Annotated in this window: 15 protein-coding genes and 1 tRNA gene; 6 read left to right on the plus strand and 10 right to left on the minus strand. The window is 67.8% G+C overall.

Features of this window, described 5'->3' with window-relative positions:
* Positions 1-161: 161 nt before the first annotated feature.
* Together NK1_RS17070 and NK1_RS17075 are read left to right on the plus strand one after the other, a co-directional pair.
* Complete coding sequence (locus tag NK1_RS17070) at positions 162-689, plus strand: peptidylprolyl isomerase (protein ID WP_036496926.1); 528 nt, start codon at positions 162-164, stop codon at positions 687-689.
* Positions 690-703: 14 nt separating this feature from the next.
* Entirely contained in the window at positions 704-1,573 is an 870-nt protein-coding gene (locus NK1_RS17075) for a rhomboid family intramembrane serine protease (RefSeq protein WP_084461085.1), read from the plus strand.
* A 24-nt stretch (positions 1,574-1,597) separates the two neighbouring features.
* On the opposite strand, the gene NK1_RS17080 is transcribed toward NK1_RS17075, so the two are convergent.
* The gene (locus tag NK1_RS17080; RefSeq protein ID WP_063009988.1) at positions 1,598-2,035 is read right to left on the minus strand and encodes a PH domain-containing protein; all 438 of its coding nucleotides are present in this window, start codon (positions 2,033-2,035) and stop codon (positions 1,598-1,600) included.
* A gap of 247 nt (positions 2,036-2,282) precedes the next feature.
* Positions 2,283-2,546: a cell division protein CrgA gene (gene crgA, locus NK1_RS17085; protein ID WP_030516702.1), complete on the minus strand. Its 264-nt coding sequence runs from the start codon at positions 2,544-2,546 to the stop codon at positions 2,283-2,285.
* An 82-nt stretch (positions 2,547-2,628) separates the two neighbouring features.
* Here crgA and NK1_RS17090 point away from each other — a divergent pair, with 82 nt between their 5' ends.
* The 3 genes from NK1_RS17090 (at position 2,629) to NK1_RS17100 (ending at position 4,577) form a co-directional block, all read left to right on the plus strand.
* A complete protein-coding gene (locus NK1_RS17090) occupies positions 2,629-3,267 on the plus strand; it encodes an aminodeoxychorismate/anthranilate synthase component II (RefSeq protein WP_063009827.1) in 639 nt (212 codons plus the stop codon).
* Positions 3,268-3,360: 93 nt separating this feature from the next.
* Positions 3,361-4,074 carry a RibD family protein gene (locus NK1_RS17095; protein ID WP_063009829.1) on the plus strand — a complete coding sequence of 238 codons (714 nt, stop codon included), beginning with the start codon at positions 3,361-3,363 and terminating at the stop codon, positions 4,072-4,074.
* On the plus strand, positions 4,071-4,577 hold the full coding sequence (locus tag NK1_RS17100) for a deaminase (RefSeq protein ID WP_245660605.1): 507 nt from the start codon (positions 4,071-4,073) through the stop codon (positions 4,575-4,577). The genes NK1_RS17095 and NK1_RS17100 overlap by 4 nt, the downstream gene beginning before the upstream one ends.
* 13 nt (positions 4,578-4,590) lie before the next feature.
* On the opposite strand, the gene pknB is transcribed toward NK1_RS17100, so the two are convergent.
* The 7 genes from pknB to NK1_RS17135 form a co-directional block, all read right to left on the minus strand.
* Positions 4,591-6,492 carry a Stk1 family PASTA domain-containing Ser/Thr kinase gene (gene pknB, locus NK1_RS17105; RefSeq protein WP_063009831.1) on the minus strand — a complete coding sequence of 634 codons (1,902 nt, stop codon included), beginning with the start codon at positions 6,490-6,492 and terminating at the stop codon, positions 4,591-4,593.
* Entirely contained in the window at positions 6,489-7,988 is a 1,500-nt protein-coding gene (locus NK1_RS17110; protein ID WP_063009833.1) for a protein kinase domain-containing protein, read from the minus strand. The genes pknB and NK1_RS17110 overlap by 4 nt, the downstream gene beginning before the upstream one ends.
* Before the next feature lie 82 nt (positions 7,989-8,070).
* Positions 8,071-9,537: a peptidoglycan D,D-transpeptidase FtsI family protein gene (locus NK1_RS17115; protein WP_036496932.1), complete on the minus strand. Its 1,467-nt coding sequence runs from the start codon at positions 9,535-9,537 to the stop codon at positions 8,071-8,073.
* Positions 9,534-11,018 carry an FtsW/RodA/SpoVE family cell cycle protein gene (locus tag NK1_RS17120; RefSeq protein ID WP_036496933.1) on the minus strand — a complete coding sequence of 495 codons (1,485 nt, stop codon included), beginning with the start codon at positions 11,016-11,018 and terminating at the stop codon, positions 9,534-9,536. Before NK1_RS17120 ends, NK1_RS17115 begins: the two co-directional genes overlap by 4 nt.
* Entirely contained in the window at positions 11,018-12,502 is a 1,485-nt protein-coding gene (locus NK1_RS17125; RefSeq protein WP_063009835.1) for a PP2C family protein-serine/threonine phosphatase, read from the minus strand. The genes NK1_RS17120 and NK1_RS17125 overlap by 1 nt, the downstream gene beginning before the upstream one ends.
* Positions 12,499-12,966 carry an FHA domain-containing protein FhaB/FipA gene (locus NK1_RS17130; protein WP_030516711.1) on the minus strand — a complete coding sequence of 156 codons (468 nt, stop codon included), beginning with the start codon at positions 12,964-12,966 and terminating at the stop codon, positions 12,499-12,501. The genes NK1_RS17125 and NK1_RS17130 overlap by 4 nt, the downstream gene beginning before the upstream one ends.
* 186 nt (positions 12,967-13,152) lie before the next feature.
* The gene (locus tag NK1_RS17135) at positions 13,153-14,604 is read right to left on the minus strand and encodes an FHA domain-containing protein (RefSeq protein WP_063009837.1); all 1,452 of its coding nucleotides are present in this window, start codon (positions 14,602-14,604) and stop codon (positions 13,153-13,155) included.
* A gap of 280 nt (positions 14,605-14,884) precedes the next feature.
* Between NK1_RS17135 and NK1_RS17140 the strand changes: the two genes are divergently transcribed.
* A tRNA-Leu gene (locus NK1_RS17140) sits at positions 14,885-14,967 on the plus strand.
* A gap of 53 nt (positions 14,968-15,020) precedes the next feature.
* Here the strand turns inward: NK1_RS17140 and NK1_RS17145 are convergent.
* A complete protein-coding gene (locus tag NK1_RS17145; RefSeq protein ID WP_063009839.1) occupies positions 15,021-15,986 on the minus strand; it encodes an alpha/beta hydrolase in 966 nt (321 codons plus the stop codon).
* Positions 15,987-16,049: the final 63 nt, after the last annotated feature.

Consider the following 16,049-nt stretch of genomic DNA (forward strand, 5'->3'; position numbering starts at 1 on the left):
GTCGCCCGCAGCTGCCGGAGCCTGCCGCCGAACCACCCCGGCTGGGATATGCCGGCGGAGCGACCGCACCCCGGACGGCGGCGCAGCCGGCCGACGACGCGGCGCACACCGGCTAGGCGCGCCCTGCGAGTACGGACAGCCGACATGGCACGATATTCGGCGTGACCTCACCGAATCAGACCGCCGTGGCCGTCCTGCACACCAACCTCGGCGATATCAAGATCTCGCTCTTCGGTAACCACGCCCCGAAGACGGTGCGCAACTTCGTCGGCCTCGCCGACGGCAGCGCGGCCTACACCACGAAGAACGCCGGCGGCGGCACCTCCGGACCGTTCTACGACGGCAGCGTATTCCACCGCGTGATCGACGGTTTCATGATTCAGGGCGGTGACCCGACGGGTACCGGCCGTGGTGGGCCGGGCTACGAATTCGCCGACGAATTCCACCCCGAACTGCGCTTCGACCGCGGCTACCTGCTGGCCATGGCCAACGCCGGGCCCGGCACCAACGGTTCGCAGTTCTTCATCACCGTCGGTGCGCAGCCGCACCTGAACCGCCGCCACACCATCTTCGGCGAAGTGGTGGACGCCGATTCGCGCAAGGTCGTCGACGCCATCGCGACCACCGCGACCGACCGCAACGACCGGCCGAAGGAGCCGGTCGTCATCTCGAGCATCACCCTGAGCTGACCCATCGGAGTTTCGTGAATCCGCAACCGCCCGCACCCACCTGTTACCGCCATCCCGATCGCACCACCGGACTGGCATGCACGCGGTGCGGGCGGCCGGCGTGCCCCCAATGCCTGCAACCGGCCGCCGTCGGACAGCACTGTGCGGAGTGTGTCGCGCAGGGGCGCAGCGATATTCGTTCCGGCCGGCCGGCCGTCAGCGGTCCGTCCACCACCACGGGTCGTACACCGTATGTCACCTACGCGTTGATCGCGATCAATGTCGCGGTCTTCGCGGTCACCGCGAGTCAAGCCCACAGTGTCACCGACAATCATCTGTCGCAGCTGTTCTACGACTGGGTACTCGCCCCGCAGTGGGTCGCCCAGGGGCAGTGGATTCGCGTCCTCGGTTCCGGATTCCTGCACTACGGGCCGTTGCACCTGGTGGTCAACATGTTCGCCCTCTACATCCTCGGCCGTGACACCGAACTCGTGCTGGGGCGTTCGCGATTCCTCGCGATCTATCTGGTCTCGCTGCTCGGCGGATCGGCGGCGGTCATGTGGCTGGCGACCGATTCCGCCACGGCCGGTGCGTCCGGCGCCATCTACGGCCTGTTCGGCGCGATGACCGTGATTCTGCTGCGGCTGCGGCAGAGCCCCGTGCAGATGCTGGTGTTGATCGCGATCAACCTGCTCATCAGTGTGTCCCTGCCGGGTATCTCGCTGTGGGGCCATCTCGGTGGGCTGGTGGCGGGCACGCTCGCCGCCGCCGGAATCCTGTTCCTGCCGGAATGGCTGCGGGCGCGGACGCGGGATACGATCCGATGGATCGGATGGGGTTCGGTGGCCGGCCTCGCGGTGCTGACGATCGCGCTGATCGGCGCGGGTGCGGCGGTTCTCGCCTGATTCGGTCCGCGGCGGATCCCGGTGTCAGCTGTCGCGGGGTTCGGCCGGAACGAGACCGTGCACGCTCATCACATCCAGGACGTCCTGGGGATGGGTACCGAGGTCCCAGCGGCCGAAGATCACCAGCCGCTCCTCACCCTTGTGGTCGACGTCGAGTTCCAGATTGGGGATGCTGCGGCCCAGGCGCCGGAACCCGACGACTCGTGCCCGCAGAATCTGGTCGGGACCGTAGCCGACCGGCCCGAGCAGGCCACGAATCACCAGCCGGGCCGGTTTTCCGGGAATGACGGTCAGGCGCGGGCGCTGCCGGAAGCCCAATCCGGCCAAGCACAGCAGCAGCGCCGCGGCCAAGCCGATCAACAGCCGGCTCGGTGCGTCGGAGGCGAACGCGGCGGCCACGGCCAGCGCCACTCCGCCGAGAGTGACCGCGGCCAGGGCGGGCGCCGGGGTGGACCACTCCAGCCGGGGCGCCGGCTCCGAACTACCGAATTCCCCAGCGGCCCCCGGACGATCGGACTCGGGGTGTTCGGGCGGTGTGCTCACGGTCCCCAATTGCTCCTCGAGTTGTCCACAGATTCATCCACAGGTGTGCATGAATCACACACGTGTAATAAGCGCAAACGCTGCCCGATCAGCGCCACCCGTGCGACAGCACGATCAGCGCCACCCGTGCGACAGCACGATCAGCGCCACCCGTGCGACAGCACGATCAGCGCCACCGCATCGTCATGATCAGGCCGATCACCATGAGTCCGAAGCCGATCAGGAAGTTCCAGGCGTTGAGATCGCTCATCCACTGGATGTGGTCGGCGCCCAGGTAGTAGACCAGCAACCACGCCAGACCGGCCAGCATGAAGCCGAGCATGATCGCCACATACCAGACCGGCGACGGACCGCCCTTCACCTTCACCGGAGTGCGGCTGGTCGGGTTGATCGTGTAGTCGGTCTTCTTGCGGACCTTCGACTTGGGCATGACGTCCTCGTATTCGGCGTGCAGGTCTGCCTAAAGGCTATCTCAGCTGCGTATCGATGGTGGCGCCACGTACTCTCGAACCATGCGTGTTCTGGTCGTCGACAATTACGACAGCTTCGTATTCAACCTGGTCCAATATCTGGGCCAGCTGGGTGCCGAGGCGACCGTCTGGCGCAACGACGATTCCCGGCTGCAGGACACCGACGCCGTGGCCGCCGACTTCGACGGCCTGTTGATCAGCCCGGGCCCGGGCACCCCGGACCGTGCCGGCGCCAGTATCGAACTGGTTCGCGCCTGCGCCCGGACCCGGACTCCGCTGCTCGGCGTGTGCCTGGGACATCAGGCGATCGGAGAGGCGTTCGGCGCGACCGTGACCCGCGCCCCCGAGTTGCTGCACGGTAAGACGAGTTCGGTCTTCCACATCGGTGCCGGAGTGCTGGCGGGCCTGCCCGACCCGTTCACCGCCACCCGCTATCACTCGCTGACCGTGCTCGAGGACACCTTGCCCGGTGACATCGAGGTGATCGGACGCACCGAGAGCGGCATCGTGATGGCCATGCGGCACCGCGACCTGCCCATCCACGGCGTGCAGTTCCACCCCGAATCGGTGCTCACCCAGGGCGGGCACCGGATGCTGGCGAACTGGCTCGAGGTGTGCGGCGAGCGTCCGGCCGAGGGGCTGGTCCGGACGCTCGAATCCGAGGTCGCCGCGCTGGTCTGACCCGTTGCCGCGCCGGGCGAGCGAAAGCCTCACCGTGACAAGGAGTATGCGCATGCATGAGCTCGGCGCGGTCGTCGTGCCCGGGCGGCGCTGATGGCCCGGCCGTACGTCGTGCTCTCGGTGGCCACCAGCATCGACGGATATATCGATGACGCCGGTCCGCAACGATTGCTGCTGTCCAACGCCGAGGATTTCGATCGCGTCGACCAGGTGCGTGCCGAGTCCGACGCGATTCTGATCGGAGCCGAGACCCTGCGACGCGACGATCCTCGGTTGTCGCTGAGCAGTGAGCGGCGACGCGAGTCTCGGATCGCGGCCGGAAAACCCGAATTCCCCGTGCGCGTCGTCGTCACCGCGAGCGGTGAAATCGACCCCGGGCAGCGGTTGTGGAACCAGGGTGGCCGGCGGCTGATCTATACGACCACGGCCGGGCGGGAGCGGCTGGGCGATCGGTTCGCCGGCCGAGCGGAGGTCGTGGCCCTCGGCAGCTCCGTCGACTTCGGCGCGTTGCTCGACGATCTGGGCGAGCGCGGGATCGCCCGCTTGATGGTCGAGGGCGGTGGCCGCATCCACACCGCCTTTCTGTCGGCGGATCTGGCCGACGAACTGCTGATGGCGGTCGCCCCGGTACTGGTCGGTGACAGCGCGGCCCCGAAATTTTTGCATCCGGCGGACTTTCCCGGCGGTTCTCGGCGCAGAATGGCTTTGGTGGATATCACTCGCCTCGGAGATATCGCGGTCCTGCGGTATCTGCCGCGGCCGGCACCGTCCGATGGGAGTTCGGCGACGATGAAAGGCGCACAGTGACAACCGAATCCGATGCGTGGGAGTCGGTCGAGTCGGGTAGCCGTATCCCGGGCCGGCCCGGGGCGCACCGGTTCTGGATGCATCACGCGATCGGCCTGGCCCGGCTGTGCCCGCCCAGTGCCACCGCCTTCTCGGTCGGCGCGGTGATCGTCGGGCCGGACGGCGTCGAACTCGCGCACGGCTACTCTCGCGAAACCGAGGCGAAGGTGCACGCCGAGGAATCGGCACTGAACAAACTCGGCGCCGATCCCCGGCTCGCGCAGGCCACCATCTACAGCACGCTCGAACCGTGTTCCACCCGGGCCTCGGTCGGCCGCGCCCCGTGTGCCGACCGCATCCTGGCCGCCGGAATTCCGCGCGTCGTCATCGCGTGGCGTGAACCGCGCACTTTCGTGGAGAACTGTGTCGGCGTGGAGAATCTGCGCGACCACGGCGTCGAGGTGGTCGAACTTCCCGACCTGGCGGAGGAGGCCATGTCGATGAATCGCCACCTCGCGCTGTGATCACCGGCCCGCGTCAGGGCGGGCCGAGCACTCCCGTGACGATCGTGATGGTCGCGTTGCGTGCCACCGACGAACCCGGCCGCGGCTGCTGATCGATCACCCGGCCGACGTTGCTCGCGTCGAACGTGCCCTGGGTGCTCTGGCTGATCTGGCCCACACCGCCGGTCCAGCCCACCGAGCGCAGTTTGTCGACAGCCTGCGACGGGGTGAGACCGGTCAGCGACGGCATGGTGATCTGATCGCTGGACACCTGCACGGTGATGGTCGAGCCCTTGTCTGCCATCGAACCGCCGACCGGATCGGTGGACAGCACCTCACCGGCGGGCCGCGACGAGCTGACCTTCTGGATCACGACCTTGAACCCCGCGCTGTCGGCCAAATTCGGTTCCGCCACATCGATCGACTGGCCCACCACGTCGGGCACGCGAACCTGGTCCGGCCCCTTGCCGAGGGTGATCGTCACCTTCGAACCGGCATCGATCTTGGTTCCGGCGGCGGGGGATTCGGCGATCACCTTGTCCTTGTCCTCCGGACTGGAGGCGCCGCGCTGGATCTGCGGATCCAGGAGCAGCCCGGCCGCGTTCAAATTCTGTTCGGCCTGCTGCTGGGTGAGTTTCGTCAGCTGTGGCACCGGCACCTGCTGCGGACCGGTCGAAATCTGCAGGGTCACCGTGGACCCCTTGTCGACACGCGCACCGCCCAGGGGCTGGGTCGCGACCACATTGCCGCTGGCGACCTTGCCGTCCGGTTTCGGCTGGACGGCGACATTGAAACCCAGTTTCTGGAGATCGTTGCGCGCCTGCTCCGCCGGCTGATTCGACAGATCGGGGATCGCGACCTGATCGGGTCTGCTCCCCGGACCGATCAACACCCAGAACAGCGTCACCAGCACCGCGACCACCGCGGCGGCACCGATGCCGATCCATACCTTGCGCCTGGAACCGTCGGATTCGGGTTCCGGCTCGTCGTCGCCGTCGTTGCGTTCGACCGTGCGGTAGCTGCGCGGTTCGGGATCCATGCTGCCGAGGAAGGTGGTGCGGTCCTCCTCGGTCATCACCATCGGCGCCTGCGGCTTCTGACCACCCAGCACCCGGATCAGATCGGCGCGCATCTCGGCCGCGGACTGATACCGGTTGGCCGGATTCTTGCTCATCGCCTTGAGGATGACCGAATCGAGTTCGCGCGGTACGCCCGGATGAACCAGCGACGGCAGCTTCGGATCCTCGCGGACATGCTGGTAGGCGACCGCCACCGGTGAATCGCCGGTGAAAGGTGGCTGCCCCGTGAGGATTTCGTACAGCACACAGCCGACGGAGTACACGTCGGACCGGGCGTCGACCTGTTCGCCGCGCGCCTGTTCCGGTGACAGATACTGCGCGGTGCCGATCACCGCGGCGGTCTGGGTCATCGGATTCGAGCTGTCCGCGATGGCACGCGCGATACCGAAGTCCATCACCTTCACCGCACCCTGGCGGTTGATCATGATGTTGGCCGGCTTCATATCGCGATGCACGATGCCGTTCTTGTGGCTGAAATCCAGTGCGGCACAGACATCGGCGATGATCTCCATCGCCCGCCGCGGCGGCAGCGGACCCTTGCCGCGCACGATATCGCGCAGCGTCTCGCCGTCGACGTACTCCATCACGATGTAGGGCAGCGGGCCGCCGTCGATCTCGGCCTCGCCGGTGTCGTACACCGCGACGATCGCCGGATGGTTCAGCGCCGCCGCGTTCTGCGCCTCGCGTTTGAAGCGCAGATAGAACGTGGGGTCGCGGGCGAGATCCGCGCGCAGCACCTTGATCGCCACGTCCCGCCCCAGCCGCAGGTCACGAGCCTTGTGGACCTCCGACATACCACCGAATCCGATGATCTCGCCCAGTTCGTAGCGAGAAGACAGATTCTTCGGGGTCGTCATGGCAGTCCTTGTGAGGAGGTGTCAGGGTGTCTACTGCTGTCGGCTTCGTGCGTACCGCCGGCCCCCGGTAGTGAATCGCCGGCCCCCGGCAATGGTAGGTCGAGCGAGGGGACGGACGGGCGTGTTGTGGGACGCGTGGTGCGGGTCGGCCGCTCCCGGGTGGTGGTCGTCGGCGGTGCCGTGGTGGTCGTGGTCGGCGGGGGTGTGGTGGTCGTCGTCGGCTCGGGAGTCGTCGTCACCACCGGCGGCGGTGCCGGTTGGAAGGTGGTCGTCGGCTCTTCGTTCGTGGTCCACACCGTGGTCGGCGGCGGGGGCGCGACCACGGAGGTGGTCGACTTCACCGGCGACACCTTCGAATCCGGAGCTTTGCCACTGAGCAGCACCCAGGCGGCCAGGCCGCCGAGCAGAACCGCGCCCGCGCCGAGTCCGGCCATCACCTTCTGACCGGTGGTGAATCCCGGCTTCTCGGTGTCGCCGGCCGGGCCGGGGCCCGGCATCATGGCGGTCGAACCGGCCGCCGCGCCCACCCTGGCCGGTTCGGCGGTCGAGTAACGGACGGTCGCGCCGTCGTAGTCGCCGCGCGGGATGACCGCGGTCGGGCCGGGCGGGAGGACGCGAGTGGCGCCGGTCTGCGGGACCGCACCTCCGCGCGGCGGCGGTGGGCGGCGACCGGCCCGGACCGCGGCCACGGCATCGGCGAATTCGCCGCCGCTGTGGTAGCGCCGCGTCGGATCCTTGGTCATCGTGATGTCGATCAGTTCGCGCACGTTCGGCGGCAGATCGGCCGGCATCGGCGGCGGCGCCTCGCGCACATGCTTCATCGCCACCGTCAGGGCACCGTCACCGGTGAACGGCCGATGGCCCGACAGCGCCTCATAGCCGACGACGCCGAGTGAGTACACGTCGCTGGCCGAGGTGGCATCCTCGCCGGTGGCCTGCTCGGGAGCGATGTACTGGGCGGTGCCCATCACCATGCCGGTCTTGGTCACCGGGGAGGCGTCGACCGCCTTCGCGATGCCGAAGTCGGTGATCTTCACCTGTCCGGTGGGGGTGACCAGGATATTGCCGGGCTTCACGTCGCGGTGGACCACGCCCGCGGCATGGGCGACCTCGAGGGCGCGGCTGGTCTGCTCCAGCATGTCCAGACCCTGGCCGACCGAGAGCCGGCCGAGCCGGTTCAGCACCGCGTTGAGCGGTTCGCCCTGGACGAGCTCCATCACCAGATAGGCGGTTTCACCACCCTGCGGGTCGTAGGTCTCGCCGTAGTCGTAGACCCCGGCGATGCCGGGGTGGTTGAGCTGCGCGGTGGTCTTGGCCTCGGTCTTGAACCGATGCCGGAACGTCGGATCCGCGGAGAATTCGGCCTTGAGGACCTTCACCGCGACCCGGCGGTCCAGGCGGGTGTCCAATGCCTCCCACACCTGGCCCATACCGCCCGTGGCGATCAGACGTTGCAGCCGATACCGATCGGCGATCAGGGCACCGTTGTTCAGCATGGCCGCCCCCGACGGTAGGTTCGCCGATCGCGACGTTGTTGCATATCCACCTGGGGTCCTGGTCCTCGCTTACTCATCGTCCTCAGCCCCCCTGCAATCCGGCATCCAGCACCGCCCGGGCCACCGGCGCCGCCACCGATCCACCGGTCGCGGCCAGCGCGCGGTCGCCGCCGTTCTCCACGATGACCGCGATCGCGATCTTCGGGTTCTGCGCCGGCGCGAACGCGATGTACCAGGCATGCGGCGGGGTGTTGCGCGGGTCGCTGCCGTGTTCGGCGGTGCCGGTCTTGGAAGCGATCTGGTACGGCCGCGGCTGGGTGCCCCCGGCCGTGGCCTTCTCCGAATCGATCATCAGCCCGGTCAGCTGGCTGGCCACCGGGGCGCTGATCGCCTGGCCCACCGACACCGGTTTGGTGGTGGACAGATCGCGCAGGTCGGGCCCCTGGGTCCGGTCGACCAGATGCGGCTCCATCCGCACACCGCCATTGGCCACGGTAGCCGCGATCACCGCATCGTCGAGTGGGGTGAGAGCTACGTCTCGCTGGCCGATGCTGGTCTGGGCCAGCGCCGCGTTGTCCGGAATCGGGCCGACCGTGCTGTCGGCCACCGGGATCGGGATGCCCGAATGCGGGCCGATACCGAAGGCCGTGGCCTCGTCCTTGAGTTTGGCCGCGCCCACCTTCATGCCGATCTCGGCGAAGGCGGTGTTGCACGAGAGCCGGAACGCGTCGTGCATGGTCGCGGTTGCACCCCCGCCGCACGGGGTGCCGTTGTAGTTCTCCAGCGTGGTGTTCGTCCCGGGCAGCGTGATGTTCGGCGCCGCGGTGAACGCGTCCTCCGGCTTGATCCCCATCGACAGTGCGGCCGCCGCGACGACGACCTTGAAGGTCGAACCGGGCGGATACGTCTGCGACACCGCACGATTCAACATCGGCTGACTCGGGTCCGCGCTCAGCGATTCCCAGGCCTGGGTGGCGCGCGCCCCGTCGTGCGTGGACAGCTGGTTGGGGTCGTAGCTCGGTGTCGACACCATGGTCAGGATGCGACCGGTACTCGGTTCGATCGCGACGACCGAACCGGTGTAGCCCTTGCTGGTGAGCTGGTCGTAGGCGACCTTCTGCATCATCGGATTGATGGTGGTCACCACGTTGCCGCCGCGCGGATCGCGGCCGGAGATCATGTCGATCAGGCGGCGCCCGAACAGGGCGCTGTCGGAGCCGTTGAGCACCGAATCCTCGGAACGCTCCAGCCCGGTGCTGCCGTACTGCATCGAATAGAAGCCGGTCACCGGGGCGTAGGCGGAGGGATCGGTGGGGTAGGTGCGCAGGTATTTGTAGCGGTCGTCGGTGGCCACCGAACTGGCGAGCACCGTGCCGCCGGCCGAGATCTGACCGCGCTGGCGGCTGTACTCGTCGAGCAGCACCCGGGAGTTGCGGGGATCGTTGCGCAGGCTGTCGGCCTTGATGACCTGGACGTAGGTCGCGTTCACCAGCAGCGCGACGATCATCACCATGACGGCCATCGCGACCCGGCGGAGCGGGGTGTTCATGCCGGCTCTCCCTTCTCGGGTCGGGGCGTCTCGGCGCGGATCATCTCGGTCTGTGCTTCGGCGATCGGTGCGGCTTCCCGGCGGCGAGCAGGCGCCGGCGCCCGAGCGGCGTCGGAGATCTTGACCAGCAACGCCAACAGGGCGTAGTTCGCGAGCAGCGAGGAGCCGCCGTAGGACACGAAGGGGGTGGTGAGTCCGGTCAGAGGAATCAGTTTGGTGACGCCACCCACCACCACGAATACCTGAATGGCGATGGTGAACGCCAATCCGGCGGCGAGCAGCTTGCCGAAACTGTCGCGGACCGCCAGGGCCGTGCGCAATCCGCGCACCACGAAGACGGCGAACAGCATCAGCACCACGGTGAGTCCGATCAGACCCAGTTCTTCACCGATGGTGGCGATGATGAAGTCGGTCTTGGCGAACGGCACCTGGGAAGGCCGGCCGCTGCCGAGTCCGGTTCCGGCCAGGCCGCCGGTCGCGAGCCCGAACAGCGATTGCGAGATCTGGTAGCCGGTGCTGTTGTAGTCGTCGAACGGATGCAACCACGTCGACACCCGCACCCGCACGTGGCCGAAGGCGTTGTAGGCGAGGAAGAATCCGAGCGCCAGCAGTCCGGCGCCGACGATCAGCCAGCCCACCCGCTCGGTCGCGATGTAGAGCATCGCCAGCACGGTGGCGAAGATCAGCAGCGAGGTGCCGAGGTCCTTCTCGAAGAACAACACGACCAGGCAGGCCGCCCACACCAGCAGAATCGGGCCGAGGTCGCGCGGTCGCGGCAACTCCATCCCCAGGACGTGGCGCCCGGCCGCGGTGAACAGATCCCGCTTGGCGACCAGTACCGAGGCGAAGAAGATGATCAGCAGGATCTTCGCGAACTCACCCGGCTGCACACTGAAACCGGGTAACCGGATCCAGATCTTGGCGCCGTTGGTTTCGGAGAACCTTCCCGGCAGCAGCGCGGGGATCATCAACGCGACCAGGCCGAGCAACCCGAGCGTATAGCCGTAGCGGGCCAGGGTGCGGTAGTCGCGCAGCAACACCAGCACCGCGATGAACAGAGTGATCCCCAGTGCTGTCCACAGCACCTGTTGGTTGGCGTCGGGGGAGGGGATCGACCACGAGTTGTGGATCGCGGTCTGCTCGTCGGCGAGATCCAGGCGATGGATCAGCACCAGCCCGAGTCCGTTGAGCAGCGCGGCGATCGGTAACAGCAGCGGATCGGCGAACGGGGCGAAGCGCCGCACCGCGAGATGGGCGACACCGAACAGCGCCAGATAGGCGAAACCCAATTTGGCCAGATCCCAGGTGATTTCCTGATCCTGACTGGCCTCGACCAGCACCAGCGCAACCGTGGTGATGACCACCGCGAAACCCAGCAGCAACAGTTCGACGTTGCGGCGGGTCGAGGGTGGCGGCGCGGGAGCGAACCCGCCCGGTGGACTGGGGAACGCTCCAGCGGACGGCGGTGCCGGTGCGGACATCAGTCCGCCTTCCTGCAGTTCTCCCCCGGAGTCTGAGGGGCCGGCGCCGCGGTGGTGGGTGCCGGCTGCTCGGAATGGGCGGGGGCATTGGTCGGGTTCGGCGCGGACGTACCCGGGGTGTTGGGCGCGGGGGAGGGTGCGGGCGTGGCGGGAGCCGGGCTGCCCGGGGCCACGGTGCTGCCCTCGGCGGGCGGCGGGGCGACCGGCGGCGCCGGCTTCGCGCAGACGGGCAGCAGGTCGGTGGCGGCCAGCTTCTCCAGTTGCCCACGCGTGGAATCGAACCCACCCGGCGGCAGCAGGCCGTTGTTGACCTTGTCGCGGCCGGTCTGCTGCAGATCGGCCACCGCCAGCTGCTTACACCCGCTCGGGAAGCCGGCGCCCGGCCGCATGAGGGTGACCTTGTTGCGCGAGTCGACGCAGACCACCTGGTCCACATCCTGAATCGAATAGCCGAGAACCGAGCCGGGCAGACCGCGCATGATCACCACGTTGCCGTTGTCGGCGCCCACGTAGTAGTTGCTGCGAATCATCTTGTAGCCCACCACGAGTCCGACCACGACGGCCACGACGAGGGCGACGGCCAGTGCGATCCAGCGGCCCTTGTGGCTCTTGCGCGGCTCGGGCGGTTCCGCGGCGACCGCGGCCCGGCGAGGTGCCGCCCGCGGCGGACGCATGGCGGCGGCGCGCCCGGCGGCGGTGTTGGGCGGGGGTGTGTCCTCGTCCTCACCGGAGGCGGCGCCCGCGACGATGGGGTGGCTCTGGCCGTAGTCGAGATCGATCACATCGGCGACGACGACGGTGACGTTGTCGGGACCGCCGCTGCGCAGAGCCAGTTCGATGAGCCGGTCGGCCGCCTCGTCGGTGTTGCCCTCGCGCAGGGTGTTGGCGATCGTCTCGTCGCTCACCACATCGGACAGGCCGTCCGAGCACAGCAGATAGCGGTCACCGGCGCGGGCTTCCCGGACGATGAGCGTCGGCTCGATCTCGTTTCCGGTGAGTGCCCGCATGATCAGTGACCGCTGCGGATGGGTGTGGGCCTGCTCCGGTGTGATCCGGCCCTCGTCGACCAGCGACTGGACGAAGGTGTCGTCGCGGGTGATCTGGGCGAGCTCGCCGTTGCGGAGCATATAGGCCCGGGAGTCGCCGATATGGGCGAGGCCGAGTTTCTTACCCGCGAACAGGATGGTGGTGAGCGTGGTGCCCATACCGTCGAGTTCGGGTTCCTCTTCGACCTGGTCGGCGATCGCGGCGTTGCCTTCGCGAATCGCCCGGTCGAGTTTGCCGAGCAGATCGTCGCCGGGCTCGTCGTCGTCGAGATGAGCCAGCGCGGCGATCATCAACTGCGAGGCCACCTCACCGGCGGCGTGCCCGCCCATGCCGTCGGCGAGCGCCAGCAGGCGTGCACCGGCATAGACGGAGTCCTCGTTGTTTGCCCGGACGAGACCACGGTCGCTACGCGCTGCGTAGCGGAGAACTTGAGTCACGATCGCAGCTCGATCACAGTCTTACCGACACGGACAGGGGTGCCGAGCGGAACTCGGACGGGAGTGGTGACCTTCGCTCGATCGAGGTAGGTCCCGTTGGTCGATCCTAAGTCTTCGACGTACCAGTCCTCGCCGCGCGGCGATAACCGTGCATGCCGGGTCGAGGCGTAGTCGTCGGTCAGTACCAGCGTGGAGTCGTCTGCACGCCCGATGAGCACCGGTTGGGTGCCGAGCGTGATCCGAGTGCCGGCGAGTGAACCCTGAGTCACCACTAGATACTTGGCGCCCTTCTGGCCACGGCTGAAGGATGGCAGCACCACCGAACCTCGGGTGGGTCGGGGCTGGATCCGAATGCCTGATGCCGCGTAGATGTCGCTGCGCAAGGTGCGAAGCACCGCCCACACGAACAGCCACAACAACAAGAGGAACCCCGCACGGGTCAACTGCAGGATCAGTCCCTGCACGGCGCTCCACCTCCTGTTCGACCGGTCCCGTAGTGGCGTTTCGTCCCCCAACCGGCGTGCTGGTCAGCACGGCCCGGCTGCCGAGCGAATGTTGGCAGCATAATAGGGCCGATGACCGGTTGCGATCACGATACGGGCGAGCGGTTTTCGCGCCCCATCGTGACCTGCACCGGCGAGCTTACGGGATCAGACGATTCGGATCAGGATCTCGGAATGCCCGGCCCGGATCACATCTCCGTCGGCGAGCTGCCAATCCTGGACGGGAGAGCCGTTGACCAGCGTCCCGTTGGTGGAACCGAGATCCGAGAGCATGGCGACCTGACCGTCCCAGCGCACCTCGATGTGGCGGCGGGACACCCCGGTGTCGGGAAGCCGGAAATGGGCGTCCTGGCCACGCCCGATGATGTTGCTGCCCTCGCGTAGCTGGTACGTGCGGCCGCTGCCGTCGTCGAGGTGCAGGGTGGCCGAATAGCCGGACCCGCCGCGCGCCGGCTGCGGGGCCGCGGCGTAACCGCCCTGCTGTCCGTAGGCCGGCTGCTGTCCGTACGCCTGATCCTCGGCGCCGTAACCGCCCTGGTCGGCGTATCCCTGATCGGCATAGCCGGGGTCGGCGTACCCCTGCTGGCCGTAACCGCCCTGAGCCGGATAGCCCTGGTCGTATCCGGGCGTCTGGCCGTAGCCCGGCTGCTGACCGTAGTTCTGCTCCGGATAACCCTGCTGTTGCCCGTAACCCTGGTCGGCGTAGCCCTGCTGGCCGTAACCCTGGTCGTAACCGCTCTGCTCGTAGCCGCCCTGTTCGTACGCCTGCTGCTGGCCGTACCCCTGGTCGGCGTAGGCCTGCTGGCCGTACCCCTGGTCGTAACTGCTCTGGTCGTAGCTGCCCTGCTCGTAGCCCGGCTGCCCGTAGGCCGCGCCACCCTGCTGGTAGCCCGCGCCGCCCTGCTGGTAGTCGTAGCCGTTCTGGTAGTCGCCGCCCTGCTGATAGTCGCCGTAGGCGGGCTGCGATTCCGGAGCGGCGTATTCACCGGCACCGGGGTACTGACCACCCCGGCCGTAGTCGTCCTGATATTGCGGCGCGGGGCGGCCCCCCGGCGGGGGTGCGTACCCGCGGTTGCGTGGATCGGACTCCGCGGGCTCTCGGCTGGGGTCGTAGCCTGAGTTCTGCGTCATGGGGCCAGCTCCTGGTTGCGGGTGTGCGGGTCGTTGTGGGGGTCGTCCAGGTCGATCGGGCGGCCGGCGCGGTGCCGGGGGGTTCCGGCGGCCCGCATCCGGGTCGACCCGTCCGTGCGTCCTGAACTGTCCGGTGTGCAGCGTAGGGGATGCCTCGAATTCGACGTGCACTTCACCGTAGGTCTGCCACCCCTGATCGCGGATGTAGTCCTGTAAATGCTTGGCGAACGCGCGGGTGGTCAACTCGTGGTCTGCATCGAGTTCCTGCAGGTCCGTGGGGTTGACCGTGATGACGTAGACGTTCGGGGCGAGCAGATGCCCGCCCTCGAGTTCGCTCAGGCGATCCGAGGCCTCGCGCTGCAGCGCCGCTTCCACCTCCTGGGGAACGACGCTGCCGCCGAAGACCCTGGCGAAGGCGTCACCGACGGCGCCCTGCAGACGTCGCTCGAAACGCGAGACGATGCCCATACCGGCCTCCCTTCGATGCCCGCCCTCGTTGCCTGCGCTGTCTGTCTACGTCAGCTGATCGGTCTGTGTCGTCCGGGCGTCACGATCCCGCGACACGACATGCCGATAGGGCGTGTCGTCGAACGGACACGGTCACTGCATGATATCCACGATCCTCCACCGCTGTAACTCACGACCGGCCACCCACGGTTCCCATTACCCGAAAATTCTCCTCCGCAACCGTCGTGAGCAGGCGATTTCGTGTGTGAAGCGGGCGCGTGATACTGTCTTCCAGTCGCTCGGGCGAGTGGCGGAATGGCAGACGCGCTGGCTTCAGGTGCCAGTGTCCTTCGGGACGTGGGGGTTCAAGTCCCCCTTCGCCCACAGAAGAAGAGCCGCAGATCGAATTCGATCTGCGGCTCTTTTTTTCGTATCCGTCAGGCGGTGTGCAGTGCCGCCCGCAGCACCGAGACCGCTTGGGCGACCGCCGCTTTCGCCGCGTCGGTGTCGTGCATGGAGTTGACCATCACGAAATCGTGGATGATGCCGCCGTACCGGGTCTGGACGACGGGGACGCCGGCGTCGCGGAGTTTGGCGGCGAAGGCCTCGCCCTCGTCGCGCAGGACATCGGCCTCACCGGTGATCACCAGCGCCGGGGGCAGTCCGGCCAGCTGCTCGGTGGTGGCGCGCAGCGGGGAGGCCGTGATCTGGGCGCGGTCCGCTTCGCTGGTCGTGTACTGGTCCCAGAACCACCGCATACCTTCCCGGGTCAGGAAGTAGCCCTCGGCGAACTGCTCGTAGGACGGAGTGTCGAAGTTGGCGTCGGTGACGGGATAGAACAGCACCTGCTGGACGAACGAGACGTCGCCGCGCTCCTTCGCCATCAGCGTCAGCGCGATGGCCATATTGCCGCCCACCGAATCGCCCGCGATCGCGATCCGGGCGGTGTCGAGGCCCTTCTCCGCGCCGTTCGAGCGCACCCACTGCGCGACCCGATAGGACTGCTCGTTGGCCACCGGGTAGCGCACCTCGGGGGAGCGGTCGTACTCGGGGAAGACGACGGCCGCGTGCACGCCCACGGCGAGATCGCGCACCAGCCGGTCGTGGGTGTGCGCGTCGCCGAACACCCAGCCGGCGCCGTGGGTGTACACGATGACGGGCAGCGTTTCGGTCACCCCCTGCGGTTTGACGATGCGGGCCCGGACCGACCCGGTCGGGCCGCCCTCGACCGTGATCCACTCCTCGTCGATCGCCGGCTTCTCGATCGGCGAATCCTGCACCGAGTCAACGGCTTTGCGTCCCTCCTCGGGCGGCAGCTGGTAGAGGAACGGCGGCTGTGCGGTCGCGTCGACGAACTCCTGAGCGGCCTGCTCCAGGGAGACGCCCAGCGGATTTCCGGTCATCGGTGATTTCCTTTCGGCGGGGTGTGCGGCTGCGGACAACGCGGCGCCCGATCAGTTTCCGCT

This window comes from Nocardia kruczakiae NBRC 101016 (assembly GCF_001612965.1).
Classification (GTDB): domain Bacteria; phylum Actinomycetota; class Actinomycetes; order Mycobacteriales; family Mycobacteriaceae; genus Nocardia; species Nocardia kruczakiae.

Excerpts from the sequence above, each read along its gene's own strand:
- crgA (WP_030516702.1), bottom strand. The coding sequence starts at position 2,546 with ATGCCCAAGTCGAAGGTCCGCAAGAAGACCGACTACACGATCAACCCG.
- NK1_RS17090 (WP_063009827.1), top strand. The coding sequence starts at position 2,629 with ATGCGTGTTCTGGTCGTCGACAATTACGACAGCTTCGTATTCAACCTG.
- NK1_RS17095 (WP_063009829.1), top strand. The coding sequence starts at position 3,361 with ATGGCCCGGCCGTACGTCGTGCTCTCGGTGGCCACCAGCATCGACGGA.
- pknB (WP_063009831.1), bottom strand. The coding sequence starts at position 6,492 with ATGACGACCCCGAAGAATCTGTCTTCTCGCTACGAACTGGGCGAGATC.
- NK1_RS17110 (WP_063009833.1), bottom strand. The coding sequence starts at position 7,988 with ATGCTGAACAACGGTGCCCTGATCGCCGATCGGTATCGGCTGCAACGT.
- NK1_RS17115 (WP_036496932.1), bottom strand. The coding sequence starts at position 9,537 with ATGAACACCCCGCTCCGCCGGGTCGCGATGGCCGTCATGGTGATGATC.
- NK1_RS17120 (WP_036496933.1), bottom strand. The coding sequence starts at position 11,018 with ATGTCCGCACCGGCACCGCCGTCCGCTGGAGCGTTCCCCAGTCCACCG.
- NK1_RS17135 (WP_063009837.1), bottom strand. The coding sequence starts at position 14,604 with ATGGGCATCGTCTCGCGTTTCGAGCGACGTCTGCAGGGCGCCGTCGGT.
- NK1_RS17145 (WP_063009839.1), bottom strand. The coding sequence starts at position 15,986 with ATGACCGGAAATCCGCTGGGCGTCTCCCTGGAGCAGGCCGCTCAGGAG.